The organism is Actinoallomurus acaciae, assembly GCF_042429965.1.
Lineage (GTDB): Bacteria > Actinomycetota > Actinomycetes > Streptosporangiales > Streptosporangiaceae > Actinoallomurus > Actinoallomurus acaciae.
Genome location: NZ_JBHLZP010000147.1, coordinates 1 through 16,709 on the forward strand (window position 1 = coordinate 1; position 16,709 = coordinate 16,709).

The 16,709-nt window shown below is 72.1% G+C and carries 16 protein-coding genes and 1 pseudogene; 5 read left to right on the forward strand and 12 right to left on the reverse strand.

All coding sequences use genetic code 11. The features are described 5' to 3' along the window. The 8 genes and pseudogenes from ACFFNX_RS20520 to ACFFNX_RS20550 form a co-directional block, all read right to left on the reverse strand. Positions 1-639 (reverse strand): acyl-CoA dehydrogenase family protein (locus ACFFNX_RS20520; protein WP_378204429.1); only part of this gene is annotated, 639 nt, incomplete at its 3' end. Positions 640-811: 172 nt separating this feature from the next. Next, positions 812-2,584 carry a hypothetical protein gene (locus tag ACFFNX_RS20525; RefSeq protein ID WP_378204432.1) on the reverse strand — a complete coding sequence of 591 codons (1,773 nt, stop codon included), beginning with the start codon at positions 2,582-2,584 and terminating at the stop codon, positions 812-814. Positions 2,585-2,686: 102 nt separating this feature from the next. After that, a complete protein-coding gene (locus tag ACFFNX_RS20530) occupies positions 2,687-3,469 on the reverse strand; it encodes an EI24 domain-containing protein (protein WP_378204435.1) in 783 nt (260 codons plus the stop codon). Between the two features lie 41 nt (positions 3,470-3,510). Continuing rightward, the gene (locus tag ACFFNX_RS52385) at positions 3,511-3,651 is read right to left on the reverse strand and encodes a hypothetical protein (RefSeq protein WP_446678520.1); all 141 of its coding nucleotides are present in this window, start codon (positions 3,649-3,651) and stop codon (positions 3,511-3,513) included. Positions 3,652-3,686: 35 nt separating this feature from the next. Then, a pseudogene (locus ACFFNX_RS20535) lies at positions 3,687-4,061 on the reverse strand (helix-turn-helix transcriptional regulator); the annotation flags it as partial. Positions 4,062-4,177: 116 nt separating this feature from the next. Then, a complete protein-coding gene (locus tag ACFFNX_RS20540) occupies positions 4,178-5,668 on the reverse strand; it encodes an SDR family oxidoreductase (protein ID WP_378204438.1) in 1,491 nt (496 codons plus the stop codon). Further along, positions 5,665-7,029, reverse strand: coding sequence for a cryptochrome/photolyase family protein (locus ACFFNX_RS20545; protein WP_378204441.1), 1,365 nt, complete (start codon positions 7,027-7,029; stop codon positions 5,665-5,667). Before ACFFNX_RS20545 ends, ACFFNX_RS20540 begins: the two co-directional genes overlap by 4 nt. A gap of 32 nt (positions 7,030-7,061) precedes the next feature. Further along, positions 7,062-7,649: a hemerythrin domain-containing protein gene (locus tag ACFFNX_RS20550; RefSeq protein WP_378204444.1), complete on the reverse strand. Its 588-nt coding sequence runs from the start codon at positions 7,647-7,649 to the stop codon at positions 7,062-7,064. A 192-nt stretch (positions 7,650-7,841) separates the two neighbouring features. Here ACFFNX_RS20550 and ACFFNX_RS20555 point away from each other — a divergent pair, with 192 nt between their 5' ends. Next, the gene (locus ACFFNX_RS20555; RefSeq protein ID WP_378204447.1) at positions 7,842-8,288 is read left to right on the forward strand and encodes a PaaI family thioesterase; all 447 of its coding nucleotides are present in this window, start codon (positions 7,842-7,844) and stop codon (positions 8,286-8,288) included. 31 nt (positions 8,289-8,319) lie between these two features. Here the strand turns inward: ACFFNX_RS20555 and ACFFNX_RS20560 are convergent, their stop codons facing one another. Then, a complete protein-coding gene (locus ACFFNX_RS20560; RefSeq protein ID WP_378204450.1) occupies positions 8,320-9,606 on the reverse strand; it encodes an MFS transporter in 1,287 nt (428 codons plus the stop codon). Between the two features lie 137 nt (positions 9,607-9,743). After that, positions 9,744-10,301, reverse strand: coding sequence for a hypothetical protein (locus ACFFNX_RS20565; protein WP_378204453.1), 558 nt, complete (start codon positions 10,299-10,301; stop codon positions 9,744-9,746). Positions 10,302-10,474: 173 nt separating this feature from the next. Here ACFFNX_RS20565 and ACFFNX_RS20570 point away from each other — a divergent pair, with 173 nt between their 5' ends. The 3 genes from ACFFNX_RS20570 (at position 10,475) to ACFFNX_RS20580 (ending at position 12,885) form a co-directional block, all read left to right on the forward strand. Beyond that, entirely contained in the window at positions 10,475-10,876 is a 402-nt protein-coding gene (locus ACFFNX_RS20570; RefSeq protein WP_378204456.1) for a hypothetical protein, read from the forward strand. An 81-nt stretch (positions 10,877-10,957) separates the two neighbouring features. Continuing rightward, the gene (locus ACFFNX_RS20575) at positions 10,958-12,235 is read left to right on the forward strand and encodes a sensor histidine kinase (RefSeq protein WP_378204459.1); all 1,278 of its coding nucleotides are present in this window, start codon (positions 10,958-10,960) and stop codon (positions 12,233-12,235) included. Further along, positions 12,232-12,885, forward strand: a complete 654-nt coding sequence (locus tag ACFFNX_RS20580; protein ID WP_378204462.1) for a response regulator transcription factor — start codon at positions 12,232-12,234, stop codon at positions 12,883-12,885. Before ACFFNX_RS20575 ends, ACFFNX_RS20580 begins: the two co-directional genes overlap by 4 nt. A gap of 24 nt (positions 12,886-12,909) precedes the next feature. Here ACFFNX_RS20580 and ACFFNX_RS20585 read toward each other — a convergent pair whose 3' ends face one another. Then, on the reverse strand, positions 12,910-14,766 hold the full coding sequence (locus ACFFNX_RS20585; protein WP_378204465.1) for a bifunctional metallophosphatase/5'-nucleotidase: 1,857 nt from the start codon (positions 14,764-14,766) through the stop codon (positions 12,910-12,912). 125 nt (positions 14,767-14,891) lie between these two features. Next, positions 14,892-16,124 (reverse strand): beta-ketoacyl-ACP synthase II, encoded by a 1,233-nt coding sequence (gene fabF / locus ACFFNX_RS20590; protein ID WP_378204469.1) that lies wholly within the window; start codon positions 16,122-16,124, stop codon positions 14,892-14,894. 123 nt (positions 16,125-16,247) lie between these two features. Here fabF and ACFFNX_RS20595 point away from each other — a divergent pair. After that, positions 16,248-16,709, forward strand: a 462-nt coding sequence (locus ACFFNX_RS20595; RefSeq protein ID WP_378204472.1) for an alcohol dehydrogenase catalytic domain-containing protein, incomplete at its 3' end; no start/stop codon positions are given.

Below are 16,709 nucleotides of genomic sequence, written 5' to 3' on the forward strand. Positions count from 1 at the left end.
CTCCTGACCGTCGAGACCGGTCAGGATCCGGTCGGCGGGCACGGCCACGTCCGCCGCCTCGACCCGGGCCACCCGGCGCGTACGGTCCAGGCTCGCGAGCGGGGTCACGGTCAGGGCGGAGGCGTCGACGGCGACCCAGCGTTCGCCGTCGTCGGTGTCCACCGGCGCCACGAGCAGGTCGGCCAGCGCGCCGCCGAGGAGCGGCTCGGCCGTGCCGCTGACGGTCAGGCCCGCGTCGGTGCGCCGGCCGGTCAGGCCGGGCGCCAGAGTGAGAGCGCCGATCACGCTGCCGTCGGCGAGGCCGGGGAGCAGTTCCGCGCGGGCCTTGGCGGACTCGTCGGCCCGCAGCAGGGCCGCGCCGGTCAGCACGGTCGGCAAGAACGGTCCGGGCACCATCGCGCGCCCGAGGGTTTCGACGGCCACCGCGAGTTCGAGCAGCCCGGCGCCCTGCCCGCCGAACTCCTCCGGGACATGCAGTCCGAGCAGGCCCTGTTCGGCGAGGCCGGCCCAGAAGCCGGGGCGGGTCTCCTCCTCGGCGTCGAGCGTCGCGCGTACGACACTGACGGGTGAGTAACGCATCGCCCAGCCACGCACCGCGTCGGCCAGCGCCTCGTGCTCCTCGGTCAGCCCGATCCCCATCTCAACACCCCATTCGCGACGTCCTCTCACGGCCTACCCTAAGGGCCGCCAGGCCGGTATTGGAATGCGGTTCGGTGTAATTCGAACCCGATTCGGTCGACGGGTCCGGGGCGTGCACGCGAACGCCCCGGCGGTCACGTGGGCGGACCACCGGGGCGTCTCGGGGCAGGAGTCAGACGACCCGCAGCGAGCGGACCACGAAGTTGACGTCCGGCCAGAGCTTCTTGTTGGTGTTGGGCACCGTCATGAACACGATCCCGGGCGTCTTCCGCCCGGTGTCGACCAGGGCCACGGCCACGATGTCGCCGGTGGCCTTCACCCCCGTACGGCGGTACGTCAGGTAGTCGCTGACGAGCCATCCCTTGTGGCCGCCGACGGTCAGCGGCTGGTTGGCCAGGACCCGCTTCTTGTGCTGGAACCCGAACATGCGCGCCTCGTACACCCGCAGGGCCTCGGCCGCCGCGGCACGCTCGGTGCCGGGACCGGTGTAGGCGTCCTTGGCCGCCCCGGAGAGCTCGGTGCTCATCAGCCGCGCCCAGTGCTTGGGCTGCCCACCGGCCTTCTCGGTCACGGCGAACTGGCTCGCGCTGAAGCCCAGTTCGTTCATCGGGCTGTTCTGCACACCCGCCGCCCACGGCTTGGTGAACCGCGCGTACGCCAGGCCGGACCGCGAGTCCGTGAGCCGGCCGAGGGCCCTGGTGTGCACGCCCTTGAACCGCGGGAGCGCCTTGCGCGCGGGCTCATTCGCCTGAGCCGGCTGCGACGGGCTCTGCGAGGGCGTGTTCGCCGTCGTGGGGGCCGCCGCGGTGGAGGCCTTGGTGTTCCCGTTGCCCTTGAGGAAGTAGACGCCCGCGACCGCGACGAGACCGGCCAGCAGGATGCCGACCCCGATGAAGAGCGGGCGCCGGGAGCCGCCCTCCTCGTCCTCGTAGGAGGAGACGAGCGCGCCGCCCGCCTCGCCGCCGCCACCGCCAGAGGCGGCGGCGCCCTCCTCCCGCATCCACTCCGGGAGCCGGAGGTTGCCGCTGCTCGGCTTGCCGGGTTTGGGCGGCGGGCCGGAGGGCGCGACGACCTTGTCCCACATGGGCGGGTGGTCGTCGGAGGCGAAGAAGTCGTTCTCGGCCGCCTCGTCCTCGGCGGTCGGGCGCTTCTCGGCCTGCGGCAGGGAGAAGGCGCCGGTGCCGGAGGAGGCACCCTCCGGCGCCCCGGTGCCGGAGAAGGCGCCCGCACCGGGCGCGCCGGACTCGGCGGAGAAGGTCTCACGGCCGTACGGAGACTCCTGCGAGGACTCGGCGGAGAACGTCTCGCGACCGTACGGGGAACCCTGCGAGGACTCGGCCGAGAACGTCTCGCGACCGTACGGAGACTCCTGCGAGGACTCGGCCGAGAACGTCTCACGGCCGTATGGAGACCCGAGAGCGCCATCCGGCTTGTCGTCGAAGCTCGTCGAGCCGAACGACGCGGAGGAGGACTCGCCATAGGACGACCCGCCGAAGGAGCCGCCGCCGAAGGACGTGTTCTGGGAAGAGGAGTCGCCGAAGGATGAGTCGTCGAACGATCCGTAGGACCGGTCGGCCGGCTGCGGGTTCGATACCTCGGTGCCGAACTTCGGCGTCGCGCCGTTCGGCCCGGGATCCTCGAACTCGTTCGCGGGCCCGCGCGGACTCTCCTCGGCGGGCTCGAACGGCGAGCGCGACGCGGGAGCCGGCGGCTCCTCCGACCCGGGGACGGGCGGGAAGCCCCCGGTCGGCGGGTCGTCATCCGCGGACCACGACGGGGCAGGGCCGTTGACGGACGGCGAGCCCTTCACTGACGGAAAACCCTGGCCACCGGACTCGTCTTCGGAGATCTTCGGTAGCGGCCCGGTCGTCTCATCGGGTGCGGAGTTCTGGTCGTTCTGGCTGGTGGCCGGGCGCCACATCCCGGCGTCCCCCTGATCCGACATGCCGCACAGGGTACGTGAAGATCAACATTTCCCGCTTACGTCACTAATTACGCTCAGGCCACAGCTTCTTAGCCCGGGCGTGGCATCGAGATTACAGCCGTCTCACCGGATGTCGGCCGAAGAAGCGCCCTGAGGTGCGAGAACGTCCTGGTCGGCGAGGCGTTCACGGGCGAGCAGCGTGCCTCCCGCCACGGCGCCCGGCATCGCCAGCACCGCGCCCAGCGGAATGAGGAAGACCACAAAAACCGAAGCGCCGAAGCCGACGGAGAGCGCGCGTTCGCGGCGCAGCAACGCGAACTTCTCGCGTCGGCGCAGACCACGTCGCTCCAGCGCGATCGAGGTCAGCTCGAGTGTGAGGAAGTACCCCGACACCAGGGCCGCCACGACCGGCACCACCGTCTGCCCGACGACCGGCAGGAACCCGAGCGCGAAGAAGAGCACCGCGAACAGGCCGGTGATCAACCCGACGACGAGCGCGTCCCCGACTCCGCGCAGGAGCTGCCGCCACAGCGGGACGTCCGTGTCGGCCGGCAGGCCGCCCGCCGACTCCTCGACCCGGCCGGAGATGCTCTCGTAGAACGGCTCGCCGACGAGGAGCGTGACACCGGTGAACGTGACGATCGAGACCATCACGGCGGCGGCGAACACGAGGACGCCCATCAGCACGCGGAGGCCGTCGCGCAGGCCGCTCGACCAGTGGTCGGCGAACGGGCTCGCCGCCTTCACCAGGTCGGAGAGGTAGATACCGAGGAAGGTCAGCCCGACGGCGTACAGCGCCAGGACGATCAACGCCGGAATCAGACCGAACAGCCACTGCCCCGGCCGTCGCGCCACCCAGCCGAGACCGCGGGCGAAGTAGCGCACGCCGGCGAAGAAATCCCTCACGCGCCAAGAGTAGGTGTAGATCGCCCACCGCGTCCGCCGTGTCACGGCGCTGCGGCGGCGTAGCGGGTGGCGAGGGTCCGAAGGTGGGCGACCAGCTCAGGAGGGTCGGTGACGTGGAAGCCGGCGTTCAGCATGCCCAGGTAGCCGGCGAGGGTCTCGATGGTGTCGGCACCGGTGCGCAGGACGCAGGTGTGGTCGTCGACGGGCTCGACGGCGCCGACGGCGCCGACGGCCGGAACGTGCCGATCCGGCCGCGCAGGCGCGACGGCATGACCTGCTCCAGCTTGGCGAGCGCGCGGAGGGACGCCTCCTGGTTCCCTGCGATGGCGCCTCCGGTCGCGGTGCGCAGGCCGACGGCGACCGCGACGGCCTCCTCCTCGTCCGGCAGCAGCGGCGGGAGCGACGCGCCCGCGCCCAGACGGTACCCCCCGATGGAGCCCCGCGTCGCGAGGACGGGGTACAGGCCCTCCACGTCGGCGCGGACGGTACGACCGCTCACGCCGAGCCGTCCGGCGAGTTCGGAGCCCGTCCAGTCGCGGGGCGTCTGAAGGAGGGCGAGGAGACGAAGCAGGCGAACCGAGGTTTCCAGAATGCCCGACTACTAGGAACGAACCCGTCCTAATGCGCTGCCGACCTGCTGATCGACGACCTGCGCGGCTTCTTCCGCCGCTTCCGGTGACACCACGCCGGGCGGGAGGGGCCGCGTGATCACGCGGCCCCTCCCGCCCGACGGCGTTCCTGGGCGTGTTCGGCGGCGCGGCGGATGTTGCGCTGCATGTGCCCGAAGACGATTCCGTGGAACGGCCATACGGCCCACCAGTAGAGCTGGCCGGGCAGCCCGCGCGGATGGAACAGCGCCCGCTGCCGGAACCACGTGCCGCCGTCCCGCTCGTCGACCGACAGGTCGAGCCAGGCGAGGCCGGGCAGCCGCATCTCCGCGCGCAGCCGCAGCAGCCGTCCCGGGTCTAGCTCCTCCACGCGCCAGAAGTCCAGTGAGTCGCCGACGCGCAGGTGGTACGGGTCACGCCGGCCGCGTCTCAGGCCGACGCCCCCGGCCAGACGGTCGAACAGGCCGCGCGCGGCCCAGGCGAGCGGCCAGGAGTACCAGCCGTTCTCCCCGCCAATGCCCTCGATCACCCGCCACAGCGCGTCGCGTGACGCGTCCACCGGCGACTCGCGCACGTCGGCGTACAGGCTGCCGCCGGCCCAGTCCGGGTCGGTCGGCAGCGGGTCGCTCGGCGCGCCCGGCACGGAGGCCGACGACCATCGGGTGGCCACGTCGAACGTGCCGACGTGTTCGAGCGCGAGGCGGACCGCCTCGTCGAAGCCGATCAGTCCGCCCGGCGGGTCCGGCACGTACGCGGCGATGTCGTGCTCGCGGCAGACGACCTCGTGGCGCAGCGACTCGGTGAGCGGCCGGGCGACCGGGCCGGGGATGGGCGTGACCAGGCCGATCCACAGGCTGGACAGCCACGGTGTGAGCGCCGCGACCGGCAGGATGCGGCGCGGGCGCAGACCGGCGATGGCGGCGTACCGCCGCATCATCTCCTCGTAGGTGAGCACGTCCGGGCCGCCGATGTCGAACGACCGGCTGACCTCCGGCGGCAGCGCGGCGCACTCGGCGAGGTAGCGAAGCACGTCGCGGACCGCGATCGGCTGGATCCGGCAGCGCACCCACCGCGGGGTGACCATGAGCGGCAGGCGTTCGGTGAGGTACCGCATCAGCTCGAAGGACAGCGAGCCCGAGCCGATCACCACCGCGGCCCGCAGCACGGCGGTCGGCACGCCGGACCTCAGCAGGATCTCCCCCACCTCGCCGCGTGAGCGCAGGTGCTCCGACACGCGCTCGGGCCCGGACGGCGGGAGGCCGCCGAGGTAGACGACGCGGCCCACACCGGCGTCCGCGGCGGCGTCCGCGAACGTACGGGCCATGCGGCGGTCGGTCGTGCCGAAGCCGCGGCCGGTGCCGAGGGCGTGGACGAGGTAGTACGCGACGTCGACGCCGTCGAGCGCCCGGCGTACGGCCTCGGGGTCGGTCAGGTCGGCATGGACGATCTCCACCTGCCGGCTCCACGGGTGGTCGCGCAGCCGTTCGGGCGACCGGGCGGCGCAGCGCACCTCATGGCCACGCGACAGCAGCTCGGGGACGAGCCGGCCGCCGATGTAGCCGGTCGCCCCCGTGACGAGACAGAGCGTCACGCCGCCCGCCCCCTGCGGAAGCGGGCCAGCCCCTCGTCCAGGTCCACGATGGGGTCCGGATAGTCGAGGCGGCGGCGCCGGTCCTCGGGCAGGAGCCAGGGGCGGTGGACCGCCGCCCCCTCGACCTCGCCCAGCTCGGGCACCCACCGGCGTACGTAGTCGCCCTTCGGGTCGAAGCGTTTCGCCTGGAGGAGCGGGTTGAGGACGACATTGGGACGGGTGGCCGCGCCGGTGCCCGCCACCCACTGCCAGTTGAGCTGGTTGTTGGCCACGTCACCGTCGACGAGCAGGTCGAGGAAGTAGCGTGCGCCCACACGCCAGTCGACGTACAGCGTCTTCGTGAGGAAGCTTCCGACGATCAACCGGCCGCGGTTGTGCATCCAGCCCTCGGTGACGAGCTGGCGCATCGCGGCGTCGACCACGGGATAGCCGGTACGGGCCGCCCGCCAGGCCTCGGCGTCGTCGCCGTCGGGTCGCCACCGGTCCTTCCGGTGCCGGTAGTCGTCCCACGCCGCGTCGGGACGGCCGGCGAGCATCTGCCGGTTGAAGTCCCGCCAGGCCACCTGCCGGACGAACGCCTCCGCGCCGGCTCCGCCGCGCTGCCGGGCGCGGTGCACCAGCTCGGCCGGCGACAGGCAGCCGAAGTGCAGGTACGGAGACAGCCGGGAGGTGGCGTCGCCGGCCAGGTCGTCGTGCAGGTCCTCGTACCGGTCGATCGGGCCGGCCAGCCAGGTCTTCAGGCGGCGCCGCGCCTCGGTCTCCCCGCCCCGGGGCAGGTCGGGCGACGGCCGGCCGCCGGCGATCCCCGCGGCCTCCGGCAGCGGTTCCGAGTCGATATCGGGCACCGAGATCCTCCTCGGCGTCCCGAGCGGCCGGCGCGTTCCCGTGGCGCTCCACCTGCGGAAGAAGGGGGTGAAGACCACCGAGTGGTCCTTGCCCGCGGGCGTGATCGTGCCAGGCGGGATCACGACGGCCGCGTCCTCGTGGACGCACAGCTCGCGGCGCATCTCGGCCAGCGCGGCGCGGAGGCGCTCCTCGCGACGCTGGGCGAAGGCGCTGACGTCACCCGCCACGTGCACCTGGCCCGCCCCGGTCTCCTCGGCCACCCGGCGGACCTCGCGGACGACGTCGCCGGAACGGATCACGAGCCGCCCGCCGCGCTCCCGCAGCGCGGCGTCGAGGTCGGCGAGACAGCCGGCGAGGAACGTCGCGCGATTGGGCGTGCGGAACCCGGCGGCGCGGATCCCCTCATCGAGCACGAACAGGGGGACGATCTGGTCGGCGGCGTCGAGCGCGCCGCGCAGCACCGGGTTGTCGTGCGTCCTCAGATCGGCCGTGAACAGTGCGATCGCTACGGTCATCACTCACGGAGCCTTTCCGCTTCCGGCCCAGATCACTCCGGATCGCGGCTCGTGAGGGAGTAGGCCCTGCCAGGACCGCAGAGATGGTCCCGCACGCGTTCGACCAGCCCGATCCCGCCCTTGATGATCGTATGCAGCAAGGGCGGCTGCGGTTCGGAGGGCGTGCCCCGGCCCGGCGCGCCCGCCTTGGCGCTCTTCGCCTTCTCCCCCAGCGAGAGGAGCGTCTCCGGGCTCACGTACATGGCCAGCAGCGGGAAGATCCGCTCCTCCTCGTCGACGATGTGCCGCCGCGCACTGATGATCGCCCAGGACAGCAGGAGGGAGAAGCGATCGTCGGGCAGGTCGGGTCGTTCGAGCCGTTTGAAGATCTGCTCGAGGTGGGCGTGCTCGCCGCAGGCCCCGTCCGCGATCAGGTCCCCGTCGGGGAGACGCTCGCGGATGACCGGGTAGAAGTAGGCCTCCTCGGCCACGGCGTGCCGGACCGCCTCGATGATCATCTGGTCGGTCAGCGAGCGTCGCAGCGGCTCTCCGCCGGAGAGCACCTCCAGCTCCGTGAAGAGCTGGTTCAGTTCTCGGTGATCCTCCGCCAGGACGGTGATCAGGTCCTCGGGTGGCTTCATGACGTGCGTTCTCTCTGGCGTGGCCGCTCACGGCCGACGGGGCACGCTACCCTGCCGCGTGCCCGCTGGGAGGCGCCACAAACGCCGCGGAGCGCAAAACCCGGGGCGCCGGGCGACCGCCGATCGTGCCTTGCGGCCGCCGGCGATGTGGGCGATCCTCCGGGGCGGGACGCCGACGCCGCGAGGAGTCAGATGACAATCTGGACAGATCGCCTCGACAAGATCCAGGCCGGTCAGGCCACCAAGCCAAGGGTCGTGGAGATTCTCCGGCTTCCCGACATCGTTTCGTGGCAGCCCGGCCGGGTCGTCACCCAGTGGGAGACCGACGAGGACTTCTTCACCACCGGTGGCCAGTTGTTCGGCGGATACCTCGGGGCCCTCGCCGATCAGGTCATGGGCCACACGGCGATGTCGGTGCTCGATGACGAGAACGCGTTCCGCACCGTCCAGATGAACGTCACGTTCTATCGCCCGGTGCGCGAAGGCGTGCTGTGGATCACCGGCAGGGTGACCCAGAAGACCCGCCAGGCCATTCACGTCCAGGTCGAGTTCACCGATGCCGACGGCACTCTGATGTGCTCGGTCTCGGGCATTCAGATCGTCTTTCCGAGGAAACCCCGTTCGACGCCGCCGGCGTGACCCGGGTGGAAGGGCGCCGCTCGCCGTCCCGTCAGGGGACACGGTCCTCACCGGCCGCCGACATCGACGCCTGGACGTTCCCCGGCGGCGGGATCGGCAGGGCCCGCATGCGCGGCAGCGGCGAGGGCACCAGCCAGCCGGCTCCGGCGATCGCGCCCGCGACGGCGATCACGAGGGTCGTGCGCGGGCCGACCATCGTGCCGAGGGCCCCGGCGGCCAGCGATCCGAGCGGGCGCGCGCCGTAGTTGACCGCACGGTACGCGCCGGACACCCGCGCCCGCACCGGGTCGGGGATGACCGCGGCGAAGATCGATCCGGCCGAGATGTCCAGCATCATGACGCCGATCCCGGAGCCGAACTCGGCCAGGAAGAGCAGCGTGAGCACGGTGTGCCGGCCGCCGCCCGCGGCCGGGACGAGGAACAGCGGGGCGGGGTAGAGCACACAGCCGGCGATGAACGCCGGTCCGATGCCGATCCGCGCCGCCACCCGGCCCGTCACCACCGATCCGAGCAACCCTCCGGCGGCGCCGGCGCTGAGCACGGTCCCGAGCAGGCCCGGCGGCACGCGCAGCGTGGTGGTCGCGTAGAGCACGAACAGCGCGGCGAACATGTAGGTGAAGAAGTTGATCGTCGCGGTCGCGCCGAGCGCGGCGCGGACCACCCGTGAGCCGGCGATGAACCGGAACCCGCCGACCGGTGAGCCCCCCGGGCTCTGCGCGGCGGCCGGCTCCTGCGACCTGACGCGGAACAGGAAGAACGCCGACGCCAGGTAGGACAGGCCGTCGGCCAGGAGCGCGGCGGGCGCGGACAGCGCCTGGACGAGGGCGCCGCCGAGACCGGGTCCGCCGGCGTCCGCCAGGGCGTAGCTGCTGTGCAGGAGGGAGTTGCCGGAGACGTAGCGCTCGGGCGGCACGAGGGAGACGAAGAGTGTGCTGTCGGCGACGGCGAACAGCACGCTGAGCGTGCCGACGGCGAACGCGACGGTGTACAGCTGGACGCTGGTCAGTCCCCCGGCCGCGTAGGCGATCGGGATGCTCGCCATCAGCGCGGCCCGGCCGAGATCCGCGGCGAGCATCGTGTGACGGCGGTGGCCGTACCGGTCGACCAGGACACCCGCCGGCATCGAGAACAGCAGGCTCGGCAGGAGCCAGGCCGTCATGAGGTACCCCATCTGCGCCGGCCCGGCGTGCACCACGAGGACTCCGGTCAGCGGCAGGGCGATCATCGACACCTCGTCGCCGAGTAAAGAGATCGTCTGGCCCGTCCAGTAACGCCGGAAGGGCGGCTCGGTGAGCAGAGACGGGATCAGCCTGGACATGCGCGATGCCAAGCTCGTACGGAATGGTGGTCGTTGGCCGGAAAGACGATGAAGCTCCCGTTTCGTCCCCATGCCGACAACGTTCGTTCGCCGGGGACGGCTTTGTAAACGGGGTCAGGGGAACGCTCCCACGGGAGTCAGGGTTTCGGATCGAGACCGGAACTCGACGGGAGGCCCACCCGATCGGGGACCGTCCGGGTCAGCCCACGGAGCCATCCCTCCAGGTCAGAGGGCCACCAGCGCCCGGACGAGAGCCGGCCCAGCGCGTCCGTGACCGCAGCGGCCGACGCGCGGGCCGGTATGACGCGCGACGGGGCGCTGCCCGCCAGAGCGCCGAGCCACCAGTGCCGCCGCGTGACCGGCATGTCGTCGGGATCGAGCACGACGTAGTAGTCGGGCAGCGCGAGCCGGTCCGACCGCAGCCCGGCCAGGGCCGTCTCGATGGCGACCTCCAGGCCGCCCACCGGCGCCGCGCCGTCGAAGAGGTCGACCCACGCGTCGCCGACCGCCGCCAGCGGGTCCGCGTCGTGCACGACGTACGTCGCCGTGGCCCGGTGGACCGCCTCCTCGACCTCGGCCGGGGAGCGCTCGCCCCGGGCGATCGCCCGGACGTTGTGCAGTCCGTCCAGCCCGGAGACGACCTTCCCAGACCGCTCGCCCGCCACCACGACCACGGTGCTGCTCAGCCGTCGCATGGTCCGGAGTCTAGTGACGGCCTCTCCGGCGCCCGGATCAACCGATCGGTGGATCGGCTCGGCCGTACGGCCGGTCCGCGGGTTCAGCCGCCGGCACGGGAGTCCGGGCGATGTGCGGGCACGCGCGCCCTTGCGACGCTGACGTGCACCTGGTCACGACAGAAAGGGCTGACATGGACACCAAGCCGCAGACCCGTACGGCCCTCCGCACCGTGAAGCTGCTCGTCGGCGGCTATCTCCTCCTCAGCCTGGTCACCTTCGTCGCCATCGTCCTGCTCCGCGACCACCACTCCGTCGTGACCGCCGCCGTCTGGGTACGGGGCACGATCGTCGCCCTCACGTCCCTGCTGATGTTCTCGTTCGCCGCCCGCGCGGCCCGCGGCTCCCGTGGCGCGTTCCTGCGGCTGCGGATCGCCTCGGCCGTCATGGTCGTGGCCATCGTCGTGATCATCGCGCTGCCCGGGACGTTCCCGATGTGGCTGCGGCTCGAACAGGGGGTCTGCGGGCTCCTCCTGCTCGGTGTCGTCGCGCTCGTCCACGGCCGGCGCCTGCGGTCGCTGTTCGCGGGCGCCTGACGAGCGCGAACGGCGATGGCGTACGGACCGGCGACGGTTAGATTGTCCTGCGGGAAGTGGATGTCACCGGGGAGGACGGGAATGAGCGTTCCGGCGCCGCGCCCCCGGCTGGAGGCTCGGGAGCAGTGGCCTCCGGTGGTGGCCGTGCTGCCGTACCTCCTCGTGGCGATCCTGACCGCCATCACCGTGGCGCAGCGGCGCTCGTCGGGCGGCCTCACCATCGACCTGGCCCTCTGCGCGGCCGCCGCCCTGTGGATGCTGTGCATGGTCACGCTGCGTCCCGCGGCGCGGGAGAGCCCCTCGGCCATGGCGGTGTTCTTCACCGTGCTCATGGCGGTCCTGACCGTCCTGGTGGTGCGGGACCCCTGGTGGGGGTTCTTCGCGCCGGCCGGATACCTGTACGCGTTCCGGCTCATCCTCTGGCCGTGGCGGCTGCTCGGCGTCGCCGCGGTGGCGGTGTTGTCAGGCACCGCGCAGGCCTCGACGATGGCCAGGACGACACTGCTCGGGGTGGTCATCTACCTCGCCGTCGTGGCCGCGAACGTCCTGCCGATGTGCGGCTTCGCCTGGTTCGCCCGGCGGAGCGGCGAGCAGAACGACCAGCGGGAGCAGGCCCTGCGTGAGGCCAGGGAGGCGAACCGCCGGCTCGAGGCGAGCCTGGCCGAGAACGCCGGCCTGCACGAGCGGCTCGTGGCCCAGGCGCGCGAGGCCGGGGTCATGGACGAGCGCCAGCGGATGGCGCGGGAGATCCACGACACCCTCGCCCAGGGCCTGACCGGGATCATCACCCAGTTGCAGGCGGCCGAGCAGGCCGGAGAGGACGCCGCGGACTGGCGCCGCCACGTGACCGCGGCGACCGGGCTGGCCCGGGAGAGCCTGACCGAGGCGCGGCGGTCGGTGCACGCGTTGCGCCCCGAACCCCTGGAGACGGCGCGGCTCAGCGAGGCGCTCACCGGCGTCGCCGGGCGCTGGTCGGCGCTGCACGGGCTCGCCGTCGAGGTCACCACGACCGGTACGGCGCGGCCGATGGAACGCGAGGTGGAGGTCGCGCTGCTGCGGACCGCCCAGGAGGCGCTCGCCAACGTGGCCCGGCACGCGGGGGCGACCAGGGTCGGGGTGACCCTGTCGTACATGGAGAACGAGGTGGCGTTGGACGTACGGGACGACGGGCGCGGGTTCGACCCGGCGGAGGTGCCCGCCGACGGCGCGCGCGGGGAGACGGGCGGCGGGTTCGGCCTCATCGCGATGCGGCAGCGGATCGAGGGCCTGGCCGGGACGCTTCAGGTCGAGTCGGAACCGGGTCTGGGCACGGGCGTCTCCGCCTGCGTCCCGGCCGCATCCGAGGAGGCCTCCGCGTGAACCGCCCCGAAGGCCCGATCCGGCTGCTGGTCGCCGACGATCATCCGGTGGTGAGAGACGGCCTGAGCAGCATGTTCGCGCGTGATCCCGAGTTCGAGGTGGTCGGCGAGGCCGGCGACGGCGCCGAGGCCGTACGGCTCGCCCGGGAGACTTCGCCCGACGTGATCCTGATGGACCTGCGGATGCCCGGAATGGACGGTGTGACGGCCATCGCCGAACTGACCCGGCAGGGCACGGCGGCACGCGTCCTCGTGCTCACGACCTATGACACCGACAGCCACGTGCTGCCGGCGATCGAGGCGGGCGCCACCGGCTACCTGCTGAAGGACGCCCCGCGCGCCGAACTGCTGCGGGCGGTGCGCGCGGCCGCACATGGCGAGGCGGTCCTCTCCCCCTCGGTGGCGTCCCGGCTGATGAACCGGGTCCGCACTCCGGGCTCGGGGCCGCTCAGCCGGCGGGAGGTGGAGGTGCTCGAACTCGTCGCGGCCGGATGCACCAACCGGCGGGCCGCGGCTCGGCTGTTCATCACCGAGGCCACGGTCAAGACGCATCTGCTGAACATCTACGCCAAGCTGGGCGTCGGCGACCGCGCCGCGGCCGTCGCCGAGGCGTACAACCGCGGGCTGCTCGTCCCCGGCCCGCCGGACTGACCCGGCGGGCCGCAGAGCCCGGTGTCAGAAGACCGGGGCGCCGTCGCGTACCAGCTTCCAGTTCTCCACGTGGAAGGTGGACGGGTCGATGGTCTTGGCCTCCGAGGCGTACGCGACGATCGCCTCGCGGATCGCGACCTGTGCGTTGTAGACGACCGGGGCGGTGGTGATGCCGGGGAAACCGCCGCCGCCGGACTGGCGGTAGTTGTTGACCGCGACCACGAACCGCTGGTCGTCGGCCACCGGCGTGCCGTCGTAGGCGAGGCCGGAGATCCGCGAGCCCTCGGGCTTGGCGATGTCGACGTCGTACGTGACGCCGGACATCTGGTCGTAGTTGTAGTCCGGCAGGTCGTGGGCGTTGGTCCACGACGCCGGGTCGACCGGGGCGTCCGCCGCGACCTGCTGGTAGTACCGCGCGGAGTACTCCAGGTACGCCTTGACCTGGGCGCCGGTCAGGACGCTGCCCAGCAGCGTGTTGTCGTAGATGTAGAGCCCGGCGATGTCCTTGACCGTCACCTGCCCGGCCGGGAAGGTCGCGGCGCGGTTGAACGGCGCGGCGATGGAGATCACCGGCAGCGACTCGTCGGCGGTGCCGGCGATGGCCTTCTTGACCGTCTCGGTCTGCACCAGGTTGACGTAGTCGAGGATCGCGGTGTCCTTCCAGCAGGACTCGGCCGCCGACATCTCCTCGGTGGACGTGGCGACGTCCTGGTTGACGTACGCGACCACCGCGTCGTGCTGCTTCTTGACCAGCGCGACGAGCTTCGGGTCCTCCTGCACCGTGTTGGTGTTCACCGTGGTGGCGGACTTGCCGGTGACCTTCCAGCGGCCGCGGTCGCGGGTCAGCGTGAGGTCGAAGACCGACAGTCGCTCGCCCCAGCACATCGGCTCGCTCATCACGACGCTCTCGCCGGTGGCCTTGTTGGTGACGAACCGCTCGGAGACGTCGATGTGCGCGTGGCCGAAGAGGATGGCGTCGATGCCGGGCACCTCCTCGGCGACCATCGCCGCGGCGTTCTCCACCGGGATGTCGCCGGTGTAGGACGACAGGCCGCTGTCGCCCGCGTGCGCGCTGACGACCATGACGTCGACGCCCTGGGCGCGGATCTTCGGGACCCACCGCTTGGCGGTCTCGACCAGGTCCAGGAAGTCCAGCTTGCCGGAGACGTTGGCCTTGTCCCAGATGGCGACGCCCGGGTTGGTCAGGCCGAGCAGCCCGACTCTGATCGGCGGGTGCCCGGGGACGCGCATCCGCTTGATGATGTACGGGCGGTACCCCGGCCGGTCGGTCCCCGCGTGCACGGCGTTGGCCGCCAGGACCGGCGCGTGCATCTGCTTGACCCAGGCGTCCAGCAGCGGAAGGCCGTAGTTGAACTCGTGGTTGCCGAGCGCCACCGCGTCGAAGCCGATGGCGTTCATCTGCCGCGCCATCGGGTGGATCTCGCCGGACTCGGTGAACGGCTCGACCGTGGCGTAGTAGAAGCCCAGCGGCGTGCCCTGGATGGTGTCGCCCGCGTCGAACAGCAGCGTGTGGTCCCGCCCGCGAGCCTTCCGGATCTGGTTCACCAGGCTCGACACCCGGGCCAGGCCGACGACGTTCCCCGCGCTGTCGCTGTACGCCGCGTCCTTGTAGTAGTCCCAGTCGACGGCGTGGCTGTGGATGTCGGAGGTGCCCATGATCGTGATGGTCACCGCGCCCTTGGCGCCCCTGCCGGCCGTGGCCGCCTCGGCCGCCCCGGGCCAGCCCGCGAGGGCGAGGGCGCTCGTGGCGGTCAACCCGCCGAGCACCTGCCGGCGGCTCACGCCCCGCTTCTGCTCGACGTCGTCCGGAATACGGCAGGAACACCATCGGGGTACGGGGCCGGGGCGACTGTTCTCCATGGCGGACGCGCTTCCTTTCCGTTGGGCGAGCGTCGCCACGATAGAGGTCATACGTCACTTTCGGACTGGTGTAATGCTCCTATCCGCGCGCCCGATCATTGGCACTCCGCGTTATTGCCACCTGGTCAGGGCTCGCGGATGACCGCGACGCAGTTCTGGCCGCCGAAGCCGAACGCGTTGACGAGCGCCGTGCGCACGCGCAGCGGGCGCGCCGTGTTGGGCACGTAGTCCAGGTCGCACTCCGGGTCGGGCGTCTCCTGGTTGATCGTGGGCGGCACGACGCCGTCGCGGATCGCCAGCGCGCAGACCATCGCGGACAGCGCCCCGGCCGCACCGATCAGGTGGCCGACCATCGACTTCGGTGAGCTCACCGCGACGTGGTCGGCGTGCGTGCCGAGCGCGGCCCGGATCGCCTTGGTCTCGGTGACGTCGTTGGCCTTGGTCGAGGTGCCGTGGGCGCAGATGTAGTCGACGTCCGTGGGTGCGGTGCCGGTGCGCTCCATGGCCTGGCGGATCGCCGCCGTGGCGTACGCGCCGCCCGGCTCCGGCGCGCTGACGTGGAACGCGTCGCTCGTCAGCGCGCCGCCCGCGACCTCGGCGTACGGCCTCGCGCCCCGCGCCCGCGCGTGGCGCTCGGACTCCAGGACCAGCAGCACCGCGCCCTCGCCGAACACGAACCCGTCGCGCTGGCCGTCGAACGGGCGGCTGGCGCGCTCCGGCTCGTCGTTGCGGCGCGACAGCGCGCCCATGTTGGTGAGGCCGGCGAAGATCGCCGACGTGATGCCGGCGTCCGTACCGCCCGCGATCACCACGTCCGCCTCGCCCGCCAGGATCAGCCGCCGGGCGTCCAGCAGCGCGTACACGCCGCTGGCGCAGGCCAGGGCGCCGGCGGTGACCGGGCCGTGCACGCCGAGGTCCATGGCGACCTCGCACGCGGGCATGTTGGGGATGACCGACGAGACGTAGTACGGGCTGACGCGCTGCTCCCCGCGCTCGTGCAGGGTCTCGACGCCGCCCTGCATCTCCGGGAAGCCGCTGACGGCGTTGTTGACGACCACGCCGACCCGCGAGGTGTCGCCCTCCAGGACCAGCCCGGCGTCCTTCACGGCCTCACGCGCGGCGGCGACGGCGAACTGGGAGAACCGCGCCGACCGGCGCACCCGTTTGTGGTCGAGCACCTGGTGGGGGTCGAAGCCGGTGACCTCCCCCGCGATGCGGACGCGGTCGTGGGACGCGTCGAACCGGGTGATCGGTCTGATGCCGGACCGGCCGTGTACGAGCGCCTCCCACGTTGCGGCCACGTCGTTCCCCACCGGGGTCACCGCGCCGAGTCCGGTCACCACAACCCGCTCTACCACCTGCTGTCCATCTCCCTTACGCGACATGGCCGTACCGGCAGACAGGGTACGCCCGAGTAAATCGGGCACTGCACGCCGTACACCCACTAACGGGTACAAGTAAGGCGACTAACGTGACATGTCGTGCGACGGATAACGATCAACGGGCCGGGTTCGGTGCGTCTCGACACGACCGGTCCGCCGTCGCCGCGTCCCGGGTGGGCGCGCATCCGGGTCATGGCGTGCGGGATCTGCGGCACGGACGCGCACTACCTGCGCGGAATGCCGTTGCCGCCGGGGGTCTCCTATCCGCTGGTACCCGGGCACGAGGTCGCCGGCGTCGTCACGGAGGTGGACGGCCCCGCCGGCGACATCGCCGTGGGCGACCTCGTCCTCCCGCACCTGATCATCCCGTGCGGCGCCTGTGAGGCGTGCGCGTCCGGCCGGGAGCAGCGGTGCGCGACCGCGCCGATCCTCGGCATCCACGAACCGGGCGGGCTGGCCGACGAGCTGGTCTGGCCGGTGTCGCGGCTCGTGCGGGCGAACGGCCTGGACCCGGTGACCGCGGCCGCCCTGCCCGACGCGGCGGCCACCGCGTACCACGCG